We start from the raw sequence: 21,017 nt of genomic DNA on the forward strand, positions 1-21,017 counted from the left end.
TTAACAGGCTGTCAGAGCGCCTCTGAAAAAGGTGCGCGCGCGGTAATTTTCAGACGCTCCTTAGCGGCGGGCGCGCTGCCACAAACCACCACACAACCCAGTCAGGCAACCTGCAACCAAACCGCCCACATGCGCGGCATTGGCGATTGAGCCAAATTGCAGCAATTCAAATACACCAGTCATGCACACCAACAACCAGACCAGCATCATAACCAGTACGCCAGGCGGCAAACGGTAGGCCGGGTTAGGCGCCAGCCGCTGATAGATCCAGCAATGGCCAAGCAAACCGTAAAGCACGCCGGACAAGCCGCCAAACAGTGACGGCCCGGCGAAACTGTATTGGGCGACGTTAGAGGCCAGACTGAAGACCAGTGTTAAGCCGAGCAAGGCAATCGCGCCCTGATAGGACTCGATGCGCCTGCCAAGCTCCCAATACCACAGGCTGTTCATCGCCAGATGCAAAAAACCAAAGTGAATCAGCATGGGCGTGATTAACCGCCACCATTGGCCTCCCTGCAGGGTTTGCTCGGCAGAACTGAAGTAGATGTAGTCGCCCTGTATCTTGAAATCGACAAAGCTGAGCCAGCGAATCGCCGAGAAATTGTCTCCGAGCAAGGTGATTGCCGCGACAATAAAGGTCAGCAGCAAAACAGCGCTGGTGAATGGGTTGTTTTTAATCTGCTGAAGAAACCCCGGCCGTGTCTGGGTTTGCACAGCTGCAGTTTCCAGCACGACCTCGTCATTCCCATGGGGATAGCGGCTATAAAGCTCGCGCACCTGCTCGGCCAAGGACTCACCGGGCACCCAAAGGACTTGTTGACCGGCTTCTTCGCTAACCCGGTGCGGCACCTTCAAGCGCTGCAACAACGCAATAAAGCCACTGAGATTGGTGTGGGTTGGCAAGCGTAAAACCGCTACAGGACTCATTTCGGCGCCTCGGGGTTTTCAACTTCAACCCAGACAAATTTATTCGAATCCAAGCGATGCTCCTGATCAAGGCGATAAGCGACCAAGCGGCCATACATCACAGCGCTGTAGTCCAGGCAAGCCAAATTAGCCCGAATAGGTGCAGGTTTACCGCTACGCCAGTAATGACCGACAAACAATAGCGGCTGATCAGCGCCATACCTGAGCAGCTCGTTTTTTTGCATTTCAGACAACGGGGTTTGCGCCGCCAATTCAGGCAAGGCATCCGGCTGAAAAACAATATCACCGTAGGTTTGCGGGTTTTCTTCCCAGAATTTGGTACGGAAAAACGAGCGCGTGAACCCGTCATCACTGGTCAGCGTAATACCGTGGGGCAAGCGCATATCTGTACCGCGCAGCAAGCGATTGAACGCGGTATTGGCAAAACTGCCGTGCTCTGCAGCCGCCTTGACAAACGCCGGGGTGATCCGCCCATCCGGGAACTGTGCGCGCAAAGGGATAATTAAGTCGTCATCCCAACAGGCGTGAACTGCACGAAAGCGCCCCGCGTCAATAAATAGCGGTAGCTGGTAGAACCATTCAAGTGTTTCACGCCACTCGTCTGGGTACGCAGCGTACTGTTCCAGGGTTTCCTGGATCATCCGCCCGTGCCGGGCATTGTGTTCGCGGACAAACTGGCGACCACTGCCCGGCTTCGCCGGCGTAGTCCAGGCGAGCGCATTAAACTCATGATTACCCATGATGCACACGGCAGCATCGGCATCGACCATGGCGCGCACAAGATTCACCGCTTCGCGTATTCGCGGGCCACGGTCAACAATATCGCCGAGAAAAATCGCCATGCGCGTAGGGTGCTGCCAGACGCCACGCTTCTGGTGATAACCCAACTTTTCCAACAACCGTGCAAGCGTGCGGGCACAGCCGTGGATATCACCGATCAGGTCGTAACTTCGCTCAGGGTCCAGGCGCATTTACTCGCCTCCACCACCAAGACGGCTGCCCCAGCCTAACTTGGTACGGCAGACCTCGTAATAATTGTGATCGAGCGGGTGAATCAGACACAGCTTTTGCGGCTTTTTGCGAATAGTCACCGTATCGCCAGGCGCACAGGTGAAGTGATTTTGTCCGTCACACGACACCTGCGGATAAATTTGCAGGTCTTTGGACACGACAATTTTCAGCTCACTGTTGCCATCAACCACTATTGGCCGGCTGGACAAGGTGTGGGGGTACATCGGCACAATAACGATGGCATCCAGCTTGGGATGCATAATCGGCCCCCCAGCAGAGAGTGCATATGCGGTGGAACCGGTCGGCGTCGAGACAATCAAGCCATCCGCTTTCTGACTGCAGACAAACTGGCCGTCGATAAACAGCTCGAACTCAATCATCCGCGTCGACTTACCCGGATGCAGCACCACATCATTGAGCGCATCACCCTGACCTATGGCCTCGGCATTGCGCCTTACTTCGGTTTCGAGCAAAAACCGATTTTCAGTCAAGTAGTTACCGTCCAGCACTTCAGCGACTTTGACTTCAAGCTCATCCGGGCGGATATCCGTTAGAAAGCCCAAGCTGCCACGGTTGACCCCAAGCACCGGAATCTTGTGACGGGCCAAGGCCCGCGCAGCGCCCAGCAAGCTGCCATCACCGCCGACAACAATGACCAAGTCGCAGATTTCCCCAAGATTTTTCCGCGAAGAGGTCTGCAGGCCGTGACCGGGCAAGACTTCAGCAATGGCGTCTTCGAGAATTACGTGGGCATGGCGGTCGAGCAGAAATTTTTTCAGCCGCCGAATAGTGTCGAGCACCTGAGTACTGCCGAGGCGACCAATGATGCCGATATTCCGAAATTGCTCCATGGTGCTCCCGCAGGCTGAATCGTCAGAGAGTTTGATTATGGTCGAAAGCCTGCAAGCGCAGCAAACTTGAGCCGCCAAACAGCGTTAACCGAGTGACAGTCAAACCCCAGGACCAAATTCTGTATATGGGTGCATTTGCGCCAATTACAAGCGGTTAACAGGTTACGGCCCTTGCCTGCTAGCCGGTAAATAGCGCTATGCTCGTGGCATGAATCCGTTTCGCGCAATCAATGACCTCCCCGCCCGCTTGCTTCAACCAGCTGTGCGCGATTTGGCATGGGTACTCATTGCCCCACCGCTTCTGAGCGAGACGCCCACGCGCCAACGGCCCCCCTTGGCTGCAAGTCGATGGAGCCGTGAACCGCAATTGCTGGCCGATTGGCTTTTGCAACTGGACAGCGACTGCTCCAGCCTGACCCAGTGGCTGGCCAAACGCTCGGTGCGCCGGCTGGGCCTTTATTACGAGCGGCTATGGCAATTCGCACTGAATGCAGCCCCCGACGTAGAGATTCTTGCCGCCAACCTGCCGATCCGCCGTGAAGGCCATACCCTGGGTGAGCTGGATTTAATTCTGCACGATGATGAAGGCCTGCATCACCTTGAACTGGCTATCAAGCTTTACCTGGGCGAACAATCCTCAAGTGGAACCGCCAACCAACATTGGCTCGGCCCGGGTAGCCGTGACCGGCTGGATTTAAAACTCAGCCATATCACCGACCATCAACTGCCGCTGTCGAAGACTGAACAGGCTCTGAGCACCCTTGCACAGGCAGGGATAGACAGTCAGGCGATACAGGCCTCAATGTGGGTTGCCGGCTATTTATTTTACCCATGGCCAATGGGGTGCTTGCCGCCTGCGGGCGCGCACCCTGAGCACTTGCGCGGCAACTGGGTGCATCAGCACGACTGGCCTAAACTATTGGCCGATTACCCGGGAGCCAGTTGGCAGATATTGCCACGCCATGACTGGCTCGCACCTGCGCGAATCAGCCAAGCCAATCACTGGCCCAATGAGCAACTGCACATCTGGTTTGCCACGCTAGAAGCCAACACCAATGCGCAATTATTGGTCCGCCTAGAACAAGGTCCCGATGGATATTGGCTCGAACAGCAGCGGGTGTTTCTGGTCAGTGACTCCTGGCCAGAAACCCTCAGGCCTTATCGATAAGCGGCTCCTTTACCCCGCAAATTCGTAGGGTATGTCAACGCGCAGCTTGGCCACCGAGCAGTGGAAGCTTCACAGAGGTTTATGGCCGTAAAAATGGTGGCCGAAAAGAGCATCGACCACCCTCCGGAACGTCAACCACCGGCGCGCATTGCCTTGAGGATTTTCTTGCCTGCACGGCCATCATAAGGCTGCAAGCCCAGACGCTTCTGTTCTTCAACAATGGCTTTGCGGGTATTGGTGCCGATCAAACCATCCGCCTCGCCAATGTCATAACCGCGAGCAAGCAACAGCTCTTGCAGTTGTTTGCGCTCGATGCGGCTAAGTCCCGGGTCATCTGTCGGCCAAGGCGCGACGATTTCGCCACCGCCACGCAGGCGATCAGACAAATGCGCAATGGCCAGCGCATAGCTCTCCGCCGCGTTGTATGAGTAGATCGCATCGAAATTGCGCATCACGATAAACGCCGGGCCTTTCGCGCCAGCGGGCAACAAAATACCGGCGGGCGTGTCGCTTGGGGTGATTGCCGAACCATCGACCTTAACCACGCCCCGTGCAACCCAGTCTTTCAGTGGACGCTTGCTTTTGCGCCCGGTGTCCGAGGTCTTGAATCCAGCGGGCAGCTTGACCTCATAGCCCCAAGGTTGACCGGTGCGCCAGCCGGAGCGCTTGAGGTAGTTTGCGGTTGAAGCCAGTGCATCGGGGATACTCGCCACCAGATCACGACGACCGTCACCATCGCCATCCACAGCAATCCGCTGATAGGTCGACGGCATAAACTGGGTATGACCAAAGGCCCCCGCCCACGAGCCATTCAGCTCCTGCGCCTGGATATCGCCGGATTGCAGCAATTTCAGGGTGGCAAAAAATTCACCCTGGAAAAAACCTTGGCGCCGGCCGTAACACGACAAGGTGCCTAGGGAAGTCAGCAACGGGCGTTTGCCAAAGGTTTTGCCGTAATCACTCTCGACACCCCAGACCGCCACCACAGTGGCCGGATCAACACCATAGGTACGCGATACTTTGGCCAGGGTGTCGGCGTGCTCCTTGAGCATTTTGCGGCCGTCGTCAACACGTTGCTGATCGACCAACGCCGCCAGATAGTCCCAGATCGGCGTGCTGAATTCTGGCTGAGAATCGAGCAACTCAAGCACGCTCATATCAGGCTCCAAGGCCTGAGTGTAGCGTTCGAAGGTGGCGCCAGAGACACCCTTGGCTGCAGCTTTCTCACGCAAGCCGCCAAGGCACTGCTGAAATGATGCCGCCTGCGCCTGAGTTGCCAAGACGCCTGCACTGAGCAACACGGCGCCGATACCGGTGATAATTTTATTCATCGCATAATCCCTGATACTTGAACCGCCCCACAATTGCAGACAGTGTAACGATCAGAGACGCGATAGTCGCAGCAGTTCCATCAACCGCTTTTAGCCAGAGCCGAAGCACGACCTTGCAGACCACCTGTATGGACGAATATGAGCCGGGTCCCAGGTGGAAATGCGCCCTGCTGGATTTGATCGCGCAAGGCCAGCAACGCCTTGGCCGTGTATAGCGGTTCAAACTGCATGTCTGCCTCGGTTTCACAGGCCTGCATAAAATCCAGTAGCGGCGTATCCATTTTGGCAAAACCACCCCGCGCTGCATCCAGCAGTCGATAGCCCTCATCGCCCTGCTGCGCTTCACTCAGCAGGCTGGTGATTTGCTGCTCTGCGCCATGCCGTGGTGGAACGGCTAAGGCACCGTAGACCGGGTGATCACCGGCCTCACCTAAAACCAAACCGGCCAGGGTTGTGCCAGTGCCCACCGCCAACCACCAAGCGTGGTAGTCCGGCCAGTCGAGCTGCTTAAGTTGACCGCGAACCATCTCCACCAACGACTGGCAACCCCGAGCGCCCAACAAGCCACCGCCCCCTTCAGGCACTGGCTGCAGCTCTGGGTACTGCAGCCGCCATGATGACCAGAAACCCGGCAGGTTGCGGGCCCGGTAGCCACCGTATCCCAGCCAGTGCAAATGCATGCCAAACCGCTCAAGCTCACGGGTGGTCGGGGTCACCTGCGGGTTGCCACGCATCAAACCAACGGTTTGAAAGCCGAAGCGATGGCCCGCAGCGGCCAGGGCATGCAGATGATTAGAATGAGCACCGCCCAAACTGATAAGACCTTGCGCACCTTGCTCGACTGCGGCCTTGATGTGTGGGGCTAACTTAAACCACTTATTGCCGCTGACCTGCTGATCAATCAGGTCGAGGCGCAGGATCGCCACCTCAACCCCCGAATTGGTTAACCAATACAGGTTTAACAATTGCAAAGGCGCGGTTGGCGTCCAGTCGGTGAAGTTCACCGCCAATCAACCCACGGTGCGTAAGCGGGCAGCATCCTTGTGCCGAGCACAGCAATTGGAATCATTAAGTTTGAAACGGCTCGGTGCATCGACGCGATCAATACGGATCGCACAGCGCTGGCCATTGGCCAATAACGCTTCACAGATGGGTTGCTGGTAGTGGGCCAACCACTGAGCGTACTGCTCCTCAGAGACAAAGCATTTGGATGCGGCATAGGCAAGGGGGTTTTCCTGATAGCGGGCAATATCTTGCAGGGCGATGGTCAAATGCCCTGCCCCAGGATGATAGACCACAAAAACCATACCCAGGTTAGATAAACGCTCAAGAATCTGGTCACCACTTTGCCCGGCCAATTGCTCGCGCTCACTGCTCAGGCGCTCAACCTCTTGTTGCAGCTTGCCGTCGAGTTCTTGACGATATGCCAACTCAACATCACGAATGGCAATCTGTTCTTTGTACTCAACCACGGCCGAGGCAATTTTCGCCTGCATTTCATCGTCAAACTGACTGCGTATAAGGTCAATCTCGCTGCGCCCATTAGTTTGCAAGGTGCGCAGCTGCTCAGTCATCTTTTCTCGCGACGACTGAAAACTGGCGGCCTGCTCTGCCAACTGTTTCTTCAGGTCCGCATTCAGTGCCTGCTGCTGAACCAGAGACTTCTGAACAAGCTCGATCTTCGCCTCGAGAAGCTGGCTCTGTTGTGCGCTGGCCAGTTTTAGCTTGGCCAATTCTTCTTCGTGTTGAAGACTCAAGCTGCCAATGCGCAAGCGCTGCTGCTTGATCAACTGCGCGGCTTTCAGGCGTTGCTCTTGGTTGAGTTTTTCGGCGACTTTTTCCGCATCTTCAGCCGCGGGATCAGCCGAGTACCACTTATCATCTGAAACCATGTGCAAACGTTCAGGCGCCACCGACTGCCCACTTTCATCTTCAATCAGCAACCCCAGATGATTGGCTTTTACAGTGTCGCGCAATATGACCAAGTCATTCTGACCCGGCGCCAAGTTAGGATCCCATAGATGCATTTGGTGCCATGAAACCGGGCACTGGCTGCGACAGGCCAGGCGAATTGGACCTGCCCCCATGTCAGGGCCGCGTCCCGACTTCTCTGCCAAATGCTGCAGCGGAATATTCCAGCCGTTATCTGGCGCGCCCTTTTCATCGAAGTCGAGGTAGAAAAACACCACTGAGCGGATCATCAATCGTGGATTGATCATCACGTAGGCCGCGCGTACTTGCTGATCCGCGAACTCAGGCATATTGACCATGCCATCAAGCAGGGCTTCAAACTCAGTGAAGAACATTTGCTTGCAGACGCCACCGTGCTCACTGAAGAACATTACGGCATCAACCATCTGCGGCTTGTTCTGCATGCTCATCCGATTCCCTCAAAACTGGATTGACGGTGTCCATTACGCCCAGGCACCTGTAACGCATAGCAGTCAGGCGCTCTGGCGCGACGATAACGCCTGAAATTACAGGTCATTAATAGACGCGCACCAGCAGTCAGGCGCATGACGACCGTTTGAGCAAGTCTAGGGGAAAAGCGAAGTGCAGCATTGTGACTGGGTTGGCAGTCGCCTTGCCCCAGTGGCAAGACGACCCAACTGCACAGCAAAAGTGTGATGGGATTGGTACAAACTGTCAGCATGAGACATTTTATGTCAGTCGCAACGCCGCGACTTGCTGCAACCAAGCCGCGACCTGACTTAAACAGTGCTGCCGACTAGACCGCGCCGCGCAGGCGCTTGCCCATTTCATCGCCCAGCGCTTGCAGGCCACTCATGGGTCGAATCATGACCTCAAACTCAACAATCTGGCCCTGCTCGTTAAAGCGCACCATGTCGATTCCCTTCAGCTCGCGATCTGCCACTTTGGCACTGAACTCCAGCACCACATTGAGCCCGTCTGGCGAGACCAGTTCGCGGTGATAGGTAAAATCCTCGAACACCTGGATTACCGTGTTGAGGATCAACGCAACCATTCCCGCCCCCGCATAGGGCTTGAAGGCCATGGGCGAGCGAAAGACAGCATCAGGGTGCAGCAGTCCAGGCAAACCACTGAGGTCTTTACTGGCAATCATTGCATGCCATTGCTCCATGGCCGGGACAATATCTGGCTTAACAGCTAACAGCGTCATCACTGCACCTCACTGTGGATTGATGGATTAAATCTCAGCCGCCAATCGCGACCCCTGATTAATGGCCCGCTTGGCATCCAACTCAACGGCGACATCCGCCCCGCCAATCAAATGCACACTCTGACCCGCCGCCAGCAAGCCGTCTTGCAGCTCACGCAGTGGATCCTGACCGGCACAAACGATGATGGTATCGACTGGCAACACCTGCGCCTCAGCGTCGGCAATGCTGATATGCAGACCTGCATCGTCAACCTTCAGGTACTGCACATTGTTAAGCATCTGCACCTGCTTGTTTTTCAAGCCTGCACGGTGAATCCAACCGGTGGTCTTGCCCAAACCGTCGCCGACCTTGGTCTTTTTGCGCTGCAACAGAAACACCTGACGCGCAGGGGCGTGGGGCTGCGCCTCAATACCGGCTACACCGCCACGCGCTTCCAGCTGACCATCAATGCCCCACTCTTTCCAGAATGCATCACGGTCCAGGCTGGTGGCCGTACCGGCGTGGGTGATGAACTCCGAAACGTCAAAGCCAATACCGCCTGCGCCAATCACCGCGACGTTCTCGCCCACGGCTTTGCGCTGCAAGATAGCGTCGAGATAATTGATCACTTTAGGGTTATCAATCCCCGGAATCTCCGGCGTGCGCGGCGCAATGCCGGTTGCCAGAATCACTTCATCGAAACCACCCGCCACCAACTCATCGACATTGACCCGGGTGTTGAGCTGCAGATTAACCCCGGTGGTTTCCAGCTTGCGCTTGAAGTAACGCAGGGTTTCGAAGAACTCCTCTTTACCCGGAACCCGCTTGGCAACGTTGAATTGGCCGCCAATCTCTGCAGCGCTATCAAACAAGGTGACCTGATGACCCCGCTCGGCAGCAACGGTTGCCGCCGCCAGACCCGCAGGACCGGCGCCGACCACAGCGATCTTCTTAACCGCAGTGGTGGCGATGTAATTCAATTCGGTTTCATGGCAAGCACGAGGATTCACCAAGCAGGTGGTCAACTTGCCACCAAAGGTGTGGTCCAGACAGGCCTGATTACAGCCAATGCAGGTATTGATCTCGTCCGCGCGACCTTGCGCTGCCTTATTTACAAAATCCGGGTCGGCCAGGAATGGACGCGCCATCGACACCATGTCGGCATCACCCTCAGCCAACACTTGCTCAGCTATTTCAGGGGTGTTGATTCGGTTGGTGGTGATCAATGGAATCGACACCGAACCGCGCAGCTTGGCCGTGACTTTGGTGAACGCCGCACGCGGAACCTTGGTTGCAATGGTTGGAATCCGCGCTTCGTGCCAGCCGATCCCGGTGTTGATCAGGGTCGCGCCGGCCTTTTCGATGGCCTTGGCCAACTGCACAATTTCATCCCATGTGCTGCCGCCCTCAACCAGATCGAGCATCGAGAGGCGGTAAATAATAATGAAGTTAGGGCCCACGGCCTGACGTACGCGACTGACGATTTCTACCGCTAAGCGCATGCGGTTCTCGTAGCTGCCACCCCAACGGTCGGTACGCTGATTGGTGTGCGCGGCGAGAAACTGGTTAATGAAATAACCTTCCGAACCCATGATCTCAACACCGTCATACTCGGCCTGTTGCGCCAGGCTTGAGCAGGTTACGAAGTCCTGAATCTGCTTTTCGATGCCCTCTTCATCCAACTCGGTCGGCTTGAACGGGTTGATCGGCGCCTGAATGGCACTCGGAGCAACAGATTTAGGACTGTATGCATAACGACCGGCGTGGAGAATCTGCATACAGATCTTACCGTCCGCCTCATGCACGGCCCGAGTCACGATCTTGTGCTGCTCAGCCTCTTCGACGGTGGTCAGCTTAGCGGCGCCAGAGTAAACCCCGCCCTCAGCATTTGGGCCAATGCCGCCCGTTACCATCAAGCCAACGCCGCCCCGGGCACGCTCTGCGAAATAAGCGGCCATACGCTCAAAGCCACCCGGTTTTTCTTCCAAACCGGTGTGCATCGAGCCCATCAGCGTACGATTCTTCAGGGTGGTAAAGCCAAGGTCCAACGGGGCTAGCAGATTCGGGTACTGAGCGGTCATGGAGGTCTCCACATCAAGCATTAACATTCACGGTATGTCGCGATTTACAAGGTTGTGGACGGCCCAACAGCGCACAACAACCTGTAGATGCGCGCCGTTAGCCGTCTGCATTTGAATCGCAATCGGTATGCAGACCACGATAAATAGCCCAAGCGCACAGCTCAATGACCCTAACTAACAACTTATTGATCCAAATGTGCAGCGCCCTCTTGGCAACAGCCATAGGCTCACCTACCCTGAGCAGCGAACCCTCAACGCTGAACGACCATGCGCCTATTTATTACCATCAGCATCTTTATCCTTGTCCTTGGCAGCGCCGGTGGCTATGTCTACTGGGCGCAACAACGCCCGGATGTCGGCATCATCCTGACCGACCTCAGCAGTGAAATCAGTGTTAACCAGGGTCAGCCGGCTGAACGCGGTAACCTGCTGGGCATTCAGCCGCTGTTGTTTGCCAGTGATTATCAGAGCCGCGAGGCCCTGCACCTTAAACTTGCAGCCTACCTTGAGAAAGCGCGCAGTGAAGGCCTCATAAATGCCAAAACCATTGCCATCCTCCCCGAGCACATTGGCACCTGGCTGGTCGCGGCGGGCGAGAAACCGGAATTCTATAAAAGTGACAGCCTGCAAGAAGCGATCAAATGGCTGGCTGCCAGTCATCCGCTTGGCGTACCACAAGCCCTGCTCGGCACCCCGAGCAATAAAGACTTCAGCGATGCCTTGTTTCGCCTGAAGGCCGAGCAAATGGCGGCTGATTACCAGACGCTGTTCAGCGGTCTGGCCAAAGATTTTGGCATCACCCTGGTGGCGGGCTCCATCGTTCTGCCAGAACCGCGCAACGAAGATGGCGCCCTGCGCATCGGCGATGGCCCGCTGTACAACATCAGCGTGGTCTATGGCGCCGACGGTAAAACCATCGGCCAGCCACAGCGCAAGGTCTACCCGTCCAGTCGCGAGCGCAGCATCATCGCCGCCGCCCCGCTTGAACAATTGCACACCTTCGACACCCCTGCCGGGCGACTCGCCGTATTAATCGGCACCGACAGTTGGTATCCCACCAGTTACGCAGCACTGGCCAAACTGGGTACCGAGCTGCTGGCAGTGCCCGGTTTCGTCAAAGGCAAAACCCAATGGAACAAACCGTGGAAAGGCTACAAGCACGCCGCCAAGCCCGAGAGTCAGACCTTGGCCGACGACAGTGTCAGTGAAGGTGAAGCCTGGCAGCAGCTGGCAATACCCAACCACTTGCAGGACAGTGGCGCCCATGCTGGCGCCATGGTGTTTATGCGCGGTCAACTTTGGCGCATGGGCATTGATGGCCGCAGCGTAGTCAGCGACGGCCACAACCACGCAATTGCAGGCGACAAGCGCGGCGCTCACCTCGTTAATCTATGGCTGTAAAAAGCCCGCGCATCCGCCTCGGCGACCTATCTGTTGGCTTTGTCGACAGCTTGGCCGAGGCCTTGCGCAGCTATGGGCAAAACCCGCTGGACCTGCTTGAGCGCTATGGCCTTGATCCCGCTCGCCTGGCGACCCCTCGCGCACGCCTGTCGATTCCGCGGTATATGCGCCTGGGTCACGCCGCTATTGAACAAAGTCGTCAACCGGGCTTAGGTCTGACCATGGGCAAACTCAGCCGCCTGAGCCAGCTTGGGCTTGCCGGCGTCACCGCAGCCCAGGCGCCGACAGTGCGGGAAGCTGCACGCAGCCTGATTCGCTTCGAACCGCTGTACGCCTCGAATTATCGTGGCCAGGCCAACTTTGCAGAAGACAACCAAGGGGCTTGGCTGCGTTTTTACTCGATCAGTCCATACAACGCCTACAACCGCTTTGTTATCGACTCAGTCCTCGCAGGCTGGACCCAGCAACTGGGACAGGTTGCACAGCAGTTGATCATCCCTGAGCGCGCGCACATTGAGTTCCCTGCGCCCAGTTACAGCGATGAGTATGAGCCTGCGCTGGCGTGCACCGTTGACTTTGCAGCCGAGCATAATCAATTACGTCTGGGCCAAGCCGTGCTGAACCTGCGCAATCCGCAACACTGCTCAAGCACTTGGCTGCACTTATTGGAGCTGTGTGAGCGCGAACTGGAGCAATTGACCCGCACGCGCAGCCTGCGGGAGCGCATCATTCAATTACTAGGGCCATTACTCCACGGTCGCGAGCCCGACTTACAGGAGGTGGCCACACGCCTACAGATGCCCACTTGGACCCTGCGCCGCAAACTGGCCGAGGAAGGTACTCAGTTTCGCGCCATTCTCAATGAGACCCGCCATGAGCTGGCAGTGGCTTATATTCGCGACACTGAATTGGCATTCGGGGAGATTGCCTACTTGCTCGGCTTTGCGTCTGCCGAGGCCTTTCAGCGCGCCTTTAAGCGCTGGAACCGGCAAACCCCTGGCGAGTTTCGCCGAACACAGCGCCTGTCGCTCTAACGAGCATTTTGCGGCCACTTGCAGCGCCGCTTGAAGACCGACCTACAACTCTGTGGCGTCTTCAGTCAGTTCCGGCACATCCAACTCACCGGCGTGGGCTTCAAGCAACTCGTCTTGATAGTCGTCCATAGCATCACCTTTGTCTTTACTCATCGACGCGAGACCGCGTAGGCGCAGTTTAAAAAGCCAGGATGACACTTGAATGACAGCAAATTGCGGGCAATAAAAAACCCTCAGATATTGCTATCTGAGGGTTTCGTATTTGGCGCAGCGGACGGGACTCGAACCCGCGACCCCCGGCGTGACAGGCCGGTATTCTAACCAACTGAACTACCGCTGCATGTTCGTTGGGCTTGCACCCTAAAACACGTTACTTCATCTGGCAGTACAACCAAGTTGGCTTGTGCTTACCTCATGCCGAGTAAACTCGTCATGGAAAATATGGCGCAGCGGACGGGACTCGAACCCGCGACCCCCGGCGTGACAGGCCGGTATTCTAACCAACTGAACTACCGCTGCGCATTTTTCTGAACCTAGGTTCAAACTCACAAAGTGGTGGGTGATGACGGGATCGAACCGCCGACCCTCTGCTTGTAAGGCAGATGCTCTCCCAGCTGAGCTAATCACCCTTGCCTTTGCGAGGACGCGAAATTTACGCGGGGGGCGCACCTAAGTCAATACCCTGCTTAAAGTTTTTCTCAAAACAGGGCAAATAAATCGAATTCCGAAAGCAGCTGATTAGCGGCTGATCATTTGCTGATCAAGCCGATACAGAATCGCCCTCCACAGTCGGATAAAAACCGCATAGCCGCGAAGCGAGTCGAGCAAAGCATTGCTTAACGATTGCACTGTCCGCATTGCAAGTGACGGAGGAAAAAATCGTCATCCACCCTGACGGGCACAGGCTGGCCAATGGTCTATTGGTAGATCATCTTTTTAGTCATGCCGCCGTCGACGGTAAATTCCTGCCCAGTGACAAAGCCGGCACGACTCGACAGCAACCACGCCACCATCGCCGCAACGTCTTGCACTGTGCCCACACGCCCCACTGGATGCTGACCATGGTCGGTCGCCGATAATGGCTCGGCGCGCTGCTCACTGAGGTCGCGGGTATCGATCCAGCCAGGACTCACGGCATTAACCCGCACATCAGGCCCAAGACTAATCGCCAGCGAGTGCGTCAGGGCCAATAGACCGCCTTTGCTCGCGGCATACGCTTCGGTGCAGGCCTCGGACTGATGGGCGCGGGTCGAGGTCAGGTTGACGATGGCACCACGGTGTGCGCGCAAATACGGCACACAGTGCTTGGCGAGCAGCATGGGGCCAGTCAAATTGATTGCCAGGGTTTTGTTCCAACGCGACAGACTGAGGCTCTCAAGATCAAGACTGTGTGGCTCAGAGATTGCCGCATTGCAAACCAGCGCATCAAGCCGGCCAAACTGACCCAGCACTTGGGCAACACCCAGTGTCACTTGTTCTTCATCGGCGACATCCATGGCCACGAACCAGGCATTTTCGCCCAAGGCCTTTGCGACCTTGGCGCCACGTGCTCGGTCAACATCGGCCAGCACCACCTGCCAACCTTCAGCGATCAACCAAGCGCTGATCCCCAAGCCAATGCCGCGTGCGGCCCCGGTCACCAGCGCTACCTTGCCAGTGGTCGGAGCGCCGACATCAAGCTGCCAGTCGGCTTCGGCGTGATCGCTCAAAGCGCTGCCAGACCACGGGCCAGATCCGCTTGCAGATCCGACACATCTTCAAGACCGACCGCCACACGAATCAGGTTGTCGCCGATCCCTGCATTGGCACGCTCTTGTGGCGACAAGCGACCATGGGAGGTGGTTGCCGGGTGGGCGATAGTGGTTTTGGTATCACCCAAATTAGTGGTGATCGAAATCACCCGCGTGGCATCAATAAAGCGCCATGCAGCCTCTTTACCACCCGCAACCTCAAAGCTCACCACCGCCCCGAAGGCACTCTGTTGCCGCTTGGCCAACTCATGCTGAGGGTGGCTCGGCAAACCCGCGTAATACACCCGCTCAATGCCAGGCTGCTGTTCCAGCCACTGCGCCAGTTGCTGAGCACGGGCACAATGCGCCTGCATACGCACACTGAGTGTTTCCAGACCTTTAAGGAAGATCCAGGCATTGAATGGACTCAGGGTTGGGCCCGCTGTGCGCAAGAAGCCGACAACCTCTTTCATCAGTTCGCTACGACCGGCAACCACACCGCCCATGCTGCGCCCTTGGCCATCAATGTACTTGGTCGCAGAATGCATGATTATGTCGGCACCCAGCTTCAGCGGCTGCTGCAGCGCCGGGGTGCAGAAACAGTTATCGACTGCGAGCAATGCGCCTTTGCTGTGGGCGATTTCAGCCAATGCGGCGATATCAACCAACTCAGCCAAGGGATTGGACGGCGACTCAACAAACAGCAATTTAGTGTTCGGCTTGAAGGCCCCAGACCAAGCATTCAGATCAGACAGGGGCACATAGTCGACTTCAACCCCAAAACGCTTGAGGTACTTCTCGAACAAGCTGATGGTTGAGCCGAAGACACTGCGTGAAACCAGCACATGGTCACCGCCCGAGCACAGGCTCATGACGATCGACAGAATGGCTGACATCCCGGTCGAGGTTGCGACGGCTTGTTCAGCCCCTTCCATGGCCGCAATACGCTCTTCGAACGCTCGCACAGTGGGGTTGGTGTAACGCGAATAGACATTGCCCGGCACTTCACCAGCAAAACGCGCCGCGGCATCCGCCGCAGTGCGGAACACATAGCTGGAGGTCAGGTACAACGCCTCGCTGTGCTCTGCCTCCGGCGAACGGTGTTGACCGGCACGAACGGCCAGGGTTTCAAGGCCAACACCTTCCAAGTCGCTATCCAGGCGGCCGGCATCCCAATCTTGAGACATCTCATTCCCTCTTCAAAGCAATGGGGCCGCATAAGCGGCCCCAAGGTATCAATCGTTGTAAAGGCCAATAATCGCACTGACCGCTTGCGATGCGACCTTATTCGAGTCGTTACGCGCTTGCTCGATCTTGTTCAAGTAGAACTCATCGACATCGCCGGTGACGTACTCACCATTGAACACCGCGCAGTCAAACTTATCGATCTTGATCTTGCCGCCACCCACCGCATCGATCAAGTCCTCAAGGTCTTGATAGATCAACCAGTCGGCACCAATCAACTCGGCCACCTGTTCGGTGCTGCGATTGTGTGCGATCAACTCGTGAGCGCTTGGCATGTCGATGCCGTAGACATTCGGATAACGCACGGCAGGCGCGGCAGAACAGAAGTAAACATTCTTCGCCCCCGCCTCACGCGCCATTTGAATGATCTGCTTGCAGGTGGTGCCCCGCACAATCGAATCATCAACCAGCATCACGTTCTTGCCGCGGAACTCAAGCTCGATGGCGTTGAGTTTCTGGCGCACTGATTTCTTGCGCGCCGCTTGCCCCGGCATGATGAAGGTACGACCGATATAGCGGTTCTTGACAAAGCCTTCGCGGAACTTCACACCCAGATGGTTGGCCAATTCCAACGCAGCGGTGCGACTGGTATCGGGGATCGGAATAACCACATCGATATCGTGATCAGGACGCTCGCGGACGATTTTCTCGGCCAGCTTCTCACCCATGCGCAGACGGGCTTTATAGACCGAAACGCCGTCCATGATCGAGTCAGGACGCGCCAGGTAGACGTGTTCGAAGATGCAGGGTGCGTACTGTGGGTTGGTCGCACACTGACGGGTAAACAGCTTGCCGTCTTCAGTGATGTAGACCGCTTCGCCTGGCGCCAGATCGCGGATCAGGGTGAAACCCAGCACATCCAGGGAGACGCTTTCCGACGCGATCATGTACTCAACACCTTCATCGGTGTGGCGCTGCCCAAAGACAATCGGGCGAATGCCGTGCGGGTCGCGGAAACCGACGATGCCGTAACCGGTGATCATTGCCACCACCGCGTAACCACCAACGCAACGCTCGTGTACCTGGCTGACTGCGGCAAACACATCTTCTTCAGTCGGCTGCAACTTGCCACGCTGCGCCAGTTCGTGCGCGAACACGTTGAGCAGCACTTCAGAGTCCGAGTTGGTGTTGACGTGGCGCAGGTCAGATTCGTAAATCTCCTTGGCCAGTTGTTCAACGTTAGTCAGGTTACCGTTGTGCGCCAAGGTGATGCCATACGGCGAGTTGACGTAGAACGGTTGTGCTTCAGCCGAGCTTGAGCTGCCAGCCGTTGGATAGCGCACATGGCCAATGCCCATGTGACCAACCAGACGCTGCATATGGCGCTGTTGGAACACATCACGCACCAGACCGTTGTCCTTGCGCAGGAACAGGCGACCATCGTGACTGGTCACAATACCGGCAGCATCCTGGCCGCGGTGCTGGAGAACGGTCAAACCGTCATACAGCGCCTGATTGACGTTCGATTTACCGACGATACCGACAATGCCGCACATGTGGCGCAACCCCTACTTTGAGAAACAGACTAAATCGCAATGTACTCAATACTGCCCCGATTAGGGCTGTGTGAGAACCTGTTTAAACGGCAGCTCAGCCGGAGCACTGATGCCACTTGCAAGCCACTCACTGGACATCCCTAAAATCAGGTTTTTCGACCAGTCAGCCACCAATAAAAAATGCGGCACCAGCGTCGACTGCTGCCACCACGGATCTTCCTGTACTGGCGCCAAGCTAACCAAGCCGACCAGCAGCACCACCAGCAAACCGCCCCGCGCCGCGCCAAAGACCATGCCGAGGAAACGATCGGTACCGGACAACCCGGTCACGCGGATCAATTCCCCAAGCAGATAATTAACCAGCGCACCGACCATCAGCGTGGCAATGAACAGCAACGCACACGCGGCGATGACTCGAGCCGACGGTGTTTGAATAAAGCCTTCGAGATGATGAGAGAGTGCGCCACCAAACATCCAGGCAACAGCACCCGCAATGATCCAGGTAAGCAACGACAAGGCTTCTTTGACGAAGCCGCGGCTCAAACTGATCAAACTTGATACGCCGATAACGGCGATAATGGCCCAATCGACCCAGGTAAATACCACGATTCAGGCTACCGACAGAAATGGCGCTGTATTTTAACAGAGCAGAGCGCTCTGAGTAAGCAGTCGATCAACTGCTTTCTGGTTTAAAACGAACAACAAATCCGTTCAGTTTCTGCTTGCGGTTCAACTGATCACGCAGGCGATCCGCTTCGGCACGCTCAACCAGAGGACCAACAAAGACTCGATTCATGCCTTCAAAGGTACGGATATAGGCGTTATAGCCCTGAGCTCGCAGGGTCTTTTGCAAGGTTTCTGCGCTAGCGCGATTGGACAAACTGGCCAACTGCACCGACCAGCTCACCGGCAGGCTATTGGCATCCAGGCGACTCACAGGCTTCTCAGCTTCTGCCACCGATTGCTCAGCACGGGTCGCAGCCTCGACTTTGGCCTGCTCACGCGCCTCTGGGGATGGCGTCGCGGGCACCGGATTGACCGGCTCATCACTATTTTGCTCGATAATATCGGCGATAGGATCAGGGCCTTGATCGGCTTGTTCAGACGGCTCTTCGATAACCTGCGGCTTCGGCACGGCAACCGGTTGCATTTCGATTTCAGGCATCACCGGGGCTTGCGGCATGCTTGGCGCATCAACCACAACCCGCTGGGTTTCATCCTGCCGGGATAACAGCATAGGGATAAAAATAATCGCCAAGGCCAACAACACCAAGGCGCCAACAATACGTTGCAGCAAGTTTTTATCCAGCAAAGCCATCCTGACCTACTCCAATGGCATGGCCCGCCAGCCATTCCAAGGCCTCGGCCACACAATAAAACGACCCGAACAAAAGAATTTCATCTCCCGCCGAGGCTTTAGCGCATTGTGCCTCCAATGCACAACGCACATCATCAAAAACCGCTACCGGTGCCGCATTTGCCACTAGGTACTCGGCAAGTTCTGCTGCAGGTCGCGTGCGACTTGTCGGCAATGGTGCCACAGCCCAGTGCGCAATATGGGCCAGTAATGGCGATACCACACCAGCAAGGTCTTTATCGGCCAGCAAAGCAAAGACCGCAGAACGCTTACCCACGACCGGTTTCGCTGCCAAACGTCGCGCCAAATACTCTGCTGCATGGGGATTATGCCCAACATCGAGCAATAACGTCAGGGGCTTTCCTTGCCAATGGATCACACGACGATCAAGTCGCCCCGTTACGCGAGTGCCCGACAATGCACGCTCAATCTGTCTAGGTTGCCATGCAAGTCCTGTCAATGCATAGGCTTGCAGTGCCAACGCGGCATTTTCCATGGGTAAATCGAGTAATGGCAGGTCGATAAGTTCCAAGGCAGCGCCTTGGCCATCGACCCCACGCCATGCCCAATCCCGCTCATTTATGCGCAGGTCGTAGTCACGTCCGCGCAGAAAAAACGGCGCTTCAAGTTCAGCAACATGGTCTAGCAATGGCTGCGGAGGATTTGCATCCCCGCACAAGGCAGGCTTGCCAGCGCGATAGATACCCGCTTTTTCGAAGGACACAGACTCGCGGGTGTCGCCCAGCCAATCGCTGTGATCAACCCCAATGCTGGTAACCAGGGCGATATCGGCATCAAGCAGATTAACCGCATCCAGACGCCCACCCAGGCCGACTTCAAGCACCACAGCATCGAGTTGCTGGCGCTTGAACAGCCAAAATGCGGCAAGCGTGCCCATTTCGAAGTAGGTCAGGGAAATATCGCCGCGCGCCGCCTCAACGGCGGCAAATGCCTCACAAAGCAGTTCATCACTGGCTTCTTTACCGGCGATTTGCACCCGCTCGTTATAACGCAGCAGATGCGGAGAGCTGTAAACCCCAACCCTCAAGCCTTGCTGCTCAAGCAGGGCAGCAATAAAGGCGCAGGTCGAGCCTTTGCCATTGGTGCCTGTGACAGTGATGGTCAACGGGGCCAGCTGGACCAGCCCCATGCGCTGTGCGACTTGGCGAGAGCGCTCTAAGCCCATATCTATGGCGCTTGGATGCAACTGCTCCAGATACGCCAACCAATCAGCTAAAGAGCGTTGGCTCATGCAGAGGCCGTCTCAACCGGTGCGGTGGTGCGAGATGGCGTAGGCAGGTGCTGCATTTGCGCAAGCAGGCGGGCCAGACGAGGACGCAATTCGCTGCGCGAAATGATCATGTCGATGGCGCCGTGCTCAATCAAGAACTCGCTGCGCTGGAAGCCTTCCGGCAGTTTTTCGCGCACGGTTTGCTCGATCACCCGCGGCCCCGCAAAACCGATCAACGCTTTAGGTTCAGCAACAATCACATCGCCCAGCATTGCCAGACTCGCGGATACACCACCGTAAACCGGGTCGGTAAGCACAGAGATAAACGGCAGACCCTCTTCACGCATGCGCGCCAGCACCGCCGAGGTTTTAGCCATCTGCATCAACGAGATCAACGCTTCCTGCATGCGCGCGCCGCCGGAGGCAGAGAAACACACCAAGGGGCAGCGTTTTTCCAAAGCCACATTGGCTGCGCGAACGAAGCGCTCACCCACAACAGCACCCATTGAACCGCCCATAAAGGAAAACTCAAAGGCACAAGTCGCAATTGGCATACCTTCGAGCGTACCGCTAATGGCAACCAGTGCATCTTTTTCGCCGGTTTGCTTCTGCGCACCCACGATACGGTCTTTGTACTTTTTGCTGTCGCGGAACTTCAGGCGATCAACCGGCTCAAGATCAGCACCGATTTCTTCACGGCCTTCTTTATCCAGAAAGATATCCAGACGGGTACGTGCATCGATGCGCATATGGTGGTTGCACTTGATGCATACATCCAGCGTCTTCTCGAGCTCTGGCTTATAAAGAACCGCATCGCATGACGGGCATTTATGCCACAGGCCTTCTGGTACTGAGCTCTTGGCAGCCTCAGAACGCATGATCGACGGAATCAGCTTATCTACCAACCAGTTACTCATGCTCTTTTCTCCCAAGCTGTGGTTCTGAATATGTCAGTGCGCTGCATATTCAAACAAATAGCGTCTGCACAGGTGCAATAGGTTTATGGACGGCCAAGCTCGATAAACCGTCACA

General features: G+C 56.3%; 18 protein-coding genes and 3 tRNA genes. 3 read left to right on the forward strand and 18 right to left on the reverse strand.

The window, feature by feature from the left end; translation table 11 throughout:
- Positions 1-60: 60 nt before the first annotated feature.
- The 3 genes from AACY09_RS01990 to AACY09_RS02000 are packed head-to-tail and all read right to left on the reverse strand — an operon-like array spanning position 61 to position 2,789.
- Positions 61-927, reverse strand: coding sequence for a rhomboid family intramembrane serine protease (locus tag AACY09_RS01990; protein ID WP_339485751.1), 867 nt, complete (start codon positions 925-927; stop codon positions 61-63).
- Positions 924-1,898: a metallophosphoesterase gene (locus tag AACY09_RS01995; protein WP_339485752.1), complete on the reverse strand. Its 975-nt coding sequence runs from the start codon at positions 1,896-1,898 to the stop codon at positions 924-926. The genes AACY09_RS01990 and AACY09_RS01995 overlap by 4 nt, the downstream gene beginning before the upstream one ends.
- Complete coding sequence (locus AACY09_RS02000; protein ID WP_339485753.1) at positions 1,899-2,789, reverse strand: NAD(+) kinase; 891 nt, start codon at positions 2,787-2,789, stop codon at positions 1,899-1,901.
- 208 nt (positions 2,790-2,997) lie between these two features.
- Between AACY09_RS02000 and AACY09_RS02005 the strand changes: the two genes are divergently transcribed.
- Complete coding sequence (locus AACY09_RS02005; protein WP_339485754.1) at positions 2,998-3,957, forward strand: DUF1853 family protein; 960 nt, start codon at positions 2,998-3,000, stop codon at positions 3,955-3,957.
- A gap of 131 nt (positions 3,958-4,088) precedes the next feature.
- On the opposite strand, the gene AACY09_RS02010 is transcribed toward AACY09_RS02005, so the two are convergent.
- The 5 genes from AACY09_RS02010 to AACY09_RS02030 all read right to left on the reverse strand — a co-directional run bounded on the left by AACY09_RS02010 (position 4,089) and on the right by AACY09_RS02030 (position 10,491).
- The gene (locus AACY09_RS02010) at positions 4,089-5,288 is read right to left on the reverse strand and encodes a lytic murein transglycosylase (RefSeq protein ID WP_339485755.1); all 1,200 of its coding nucleotides are present in this window, start codon (positions 5,286-5,288) and stop codon (positions 4,089-4,091) included.
- 80 nt (positions 5,289-5,368) lie between these two features.
- Positions 5,369-6,292 carry a 1-aminocyclopropane-1-carboxylate deaminase/D-cysteine desulfhydrase gene (locus AACY09_RS02015; RefSeq protein WP_445323758.1) on the reverse strand — a complete coding sequence of 308 codons (924 nt, stop codon included), beginning with the start codon at positions 6,290-6,292 and terminating at the stop codon, positions 5,369-5,371.
- A gap of 6 nt (positions 6,293-6,298) precedes the next feature.
- Positions 6,299-7,669, reverse strand: a complete 1,371-nt coding sequence (locus tag AACY09_RS02020) for a chromosome partitioning protein ParA (RefSeq protein ID WP_339485757.1) — start codon at positions 7,667-7,669, stop codon at positions 6,299-6,301.
- Between the two features lie 347 nt (positions 7,670-8,016).
- On the reverse strand, positions 8,017-8,430 hold the full coding sequence (locus AACY09_RS02025; RefSeq protein WP_339485758.1) for a nuclear transport factor 2 family protein: 414 nt from the start codon (positions 8,428-8,430) through the stop codon (positions 8,017-8,019).
- Between the two features lie 27 nt (positions 8,431-8,457).
- A complete protein-coding gene (locus AACY09_RS02030; protein ID WP_339485759.1) occupies positions 8,458-10,491 on the reverse strand; it encodes an NADPH-dependent 2,4-dienoyl-CoA reductase in 2,034 nt (677 codons plus the stop codon).
- A 267-nt stretch (positions 10,492-10,758) separates the two neighbouring features.
- Here AACY09_RS02030 and AACY09_RS02035 point away from each other — a divergent pair, with 267 nt between their 5' ends.
- Both AACY09_RS02035 and AACY09_RS02040 read left to right on the forward strand, forming a co-directional pair.
- Positions 10,759-11,892 carry a carbon-nitrogen hydrolase family protein gene (locus AACY09_RS02035; RefSeq protein WP_339485760.1) on the forward strand — a complete coding sequence of 378 codons (1,134 nt, stop codon included), beginning with the start codon at positions 10,759-10,761 and terminating at the stop codon, positions 11,890-11,892.
- Positions 11,883-12,926, forward strand: a complete 1,044-nt coding sequence (locus AACY09_RS02040) for an AraC family transcriptional regulator (RefSeq protein ID WP_339485761.1) — start codon at positions 11,883-11,885, stop codon at positions 12,924-12,926. The genes AACY09_RS02035 and AACY09_RS02040 overlap by 10 nt, the downstream gene beginning before the upstream one ends.
- A gap of 263 nt (positions 12,927-13,189) precedes the next feature.
- On the opposite strand, the gene AACY09_RS02045 is transcribed toward AACY09_RS02040, so the two are convergent.
- From AACY09_RS02045 to accD, 10 genes are all read right to left on the reverse strand, one after another.
- Positions 13,190-13,266 (reverse strand) — tRNA-Asp (locus AACY09_RS02045).
- Between the two features lie 102 nt (positions 13,267-13,368).
- Positions 13,369-13,445, reverse strand: a tRNA-Asp gene (locus AACY09_RS02050).
- Positions 13,446-13,479: 34 nt separating this feature from the next.
- Positions 13,480-13,555, reverse strand: a tRNA-Val gene (locus AACY09_RS02055).
- A gap of 288 nt (positions 13,556-13,843) precedes the next feature.
- A complete protein-coding gene (locus tag AACY09_RS02060; protein WP_339485762.1) occupies positions 13,844-14,635 on the reverse strand; it encodes an SDR family oxidoreductase in 792 nt (263 codons plus the stop codon).
- Positions 14,632-15,843, reverse strand: coding sequence for an O-succinylhomoserine sulfhydrylase (locus AACY09_RS02065; RefSeq protein WP_339485763.1), 1,212 nt, complete (start codon positions 15,841-15,843; stop codon positions 14,632-14,634). Before AACY09_RS02065 ends, AACY09_RS02060 begins: the two co-directional genes overlap by 4 nt.
- Before the next feature lie 48 nt (positions 15,844-15,891).
- Positions 15,892-17,397: an amidophosphoribosyltransferase gene (purF, locus tag AACY09_RS02070; protein ID WP_339485764.1), complete on the reverse strand. Its 1,506-nt coding sequence runs from the start codon at positions 17,395-17,397 to the stop codon at positions 15,892-15,894.
- 60 nt (positions 17,398-17,457) lie between these two features.
- Positions 17,458-18,003 carry a CvpA family protein gene (locus AACY09_RS02075; RefSeq protein ID WP_339485765.1) on the reverse strand — a complete coding sequence of 182 codons (546 nt, stop codon included), beginning with the start codon at positions 18,001-18,003 and terminating at the stop codon, positions 17,458-17,460.
- A 67-nt stretch (positions 18,004-18,070) separates the two neighbouring features.
- The gene (locus AACY09_RS02080; RefSeq protein WP_339485766.1) at positions 18,071-18,715 is read right to left on the reverse strand and encodes an SPOR domain-containing protein; all 645 of its coding nucleotides are present in this window, start codon (positions 18,713-18,715) and stop codon (positions 18,071-18,073) included.
- Positions 18,699-20,006, reverse strand: coding sequence for a bifunctional tetrahydrofolate synthase/dihydrofolate synthase (folC, locus tag AACY09_RS02085; RefSeq protein WP_339485768.1), 1,308 nt, complete (start codon positions 20,004-20,006; stop codon positions 18,699-18,701). The genes AACY09_RS02080 and folC overlap by 17 nt, the downstream gene beginning before the upstream one ends.
- A complete protein-coding gene (gene accD, locus AACY09_RS02090; protein ID WP_339485769.1) occupies positions 20,003-20,902 on the reverse strand; it encodes an acetyl-CoA carboxylase, carboxyltransferase subunit beta in 900 nt (299 codons plus the stop codon). The genes folC and accD overlap by 4 nt, the downstream gene beginning before the upstream one ends.
- Between the last annotated feature and the right edge of the window lie 115 nt (positions 20,903-21,017).

It is taken from the genome of Pseudomonas sp. EL_65y_Pfl2_R95, assembly GCF_963971045.1.
Classification (GTDB): domain Bacteria; phylum Pseudomonadota; class Gammaproteobacteria; order Pseudomonadales; family Pseudomonadaceae; genus Aquipseudomonas.

What these genes read in the sequence shown, in the direction of transcription:
- AACY09_RS01990 (WP_339485751.1), bottom strand. Translation starts at nt 927, where the DNA reads ATGAGTCCTGTAGCGGTTTTACGCTTGCCAACCCACACCAATCTCAGT.
- AACY09_RS01995 (WP_339485752.1), bottom strand. Translation starts at nt 1,898, where the DNA reads ATGCGCCTGGACCCTGAGCGAAGTTACGACCTGATCGGTGATATCCAC.
- AACY09_RS02000 (WP_339485753.1), bottom strand. Translation starts at nt 2,789, where the DNA reads ATGGAGCAATTTCGGAATATCGGCATCATTGGTCGCCTCGGCAGTACT.
- AACY09_RS02005 (WP_339485754.1), top strand. Translation starts at nt 2,998, where the DNA reads ATGAATCCGTTTCGCGCAATCAATGACCTCCCCGCCCGCTTGCTTCAA.
- AACY09_RS02010 (WP_339485755.1), bottom strand. Translation starts at nt 5,288, where the DNA reads ATGAATAAAATTATCACCGGTATCGGCGCCGTGTTGCTCAGTGCAGGC.
- AACY09_RS02020 (WP_339485757.1), bottom strand. Translation starts at nt 7,669, where the DNA reads ATGAGCATGCAGAACAAGCCGCAGATGGTTGATGCCGTAATGTTCTTC.
- AACY09_RS02025 (WP_339485758.1), bottom strand. Translation starts at nt 8,430, where the DNA reads ATGACGCTGTTAGCTGTTAAGCCAGATATTGTCCCGGCCATGGAGCAA.
- AACY09_RS02030 (WP_339485759.1), bottom strand. Translation starts at nt 10,491, where the DNA reads ATGACCGCTCAGTACCCGAATCTGCTAGCCCCGTTGGACCTTGGCTTT.
- AACY09_RS02035 (WP_339485760.1), top strand. Translation starts at nt 10,759, where the DNA reads ATGCGCCTATTTATTACCATCAGCATCTTTATCCTTGTCCTTGGCAGC.
- AACY09_RS02040 (WP_339485761.1), top strand. Translation starts at nt 11,883, where the DNA reads ATGGCTGTAAAAAGCCCGCGCATCCGCCTCGGCGACCTATCTGTTGGC.
- AACY09_RS02065 (WP_339485763.1), bottom strand. Translation starts at nt 15,843, where the DNA reads ATGTCTCAAGATTGGGATGCCGGCCGCCTGGATAGCGACTTGGAAGGT.
- purF (WP_339485764.1), bottom strand. Translation starts at nt 17,397, where the DNA reads ATGTGCGGCATTGTCGGTATCGTCGGTAAATCGAACGTCAATCAGGCG.
- AACY09_RS02080 (WP_339485766.1), bottom strand. Translation starts at nt 18,715, where the DNA reads ATGGCTTTGCTGGATAAAAACTTGCTGCAACGTATTGTTGGCGCCTTG.
- folC (WP_339485768.1), bottom strand. Translation starts at nt 20,006, where the DNA reads ATGAGCCAACGCTCTTTAGCTGATTGGTTGGCGTATCTGGAGCAGTTG.
- accD (WP_339485769.1), bottom strand. Translation starts at nt 20,902, where the DNA reads ATGAGTAACTGGTTGGTAGATAAGCTGATTCCGTCGATCATGCGTTCT.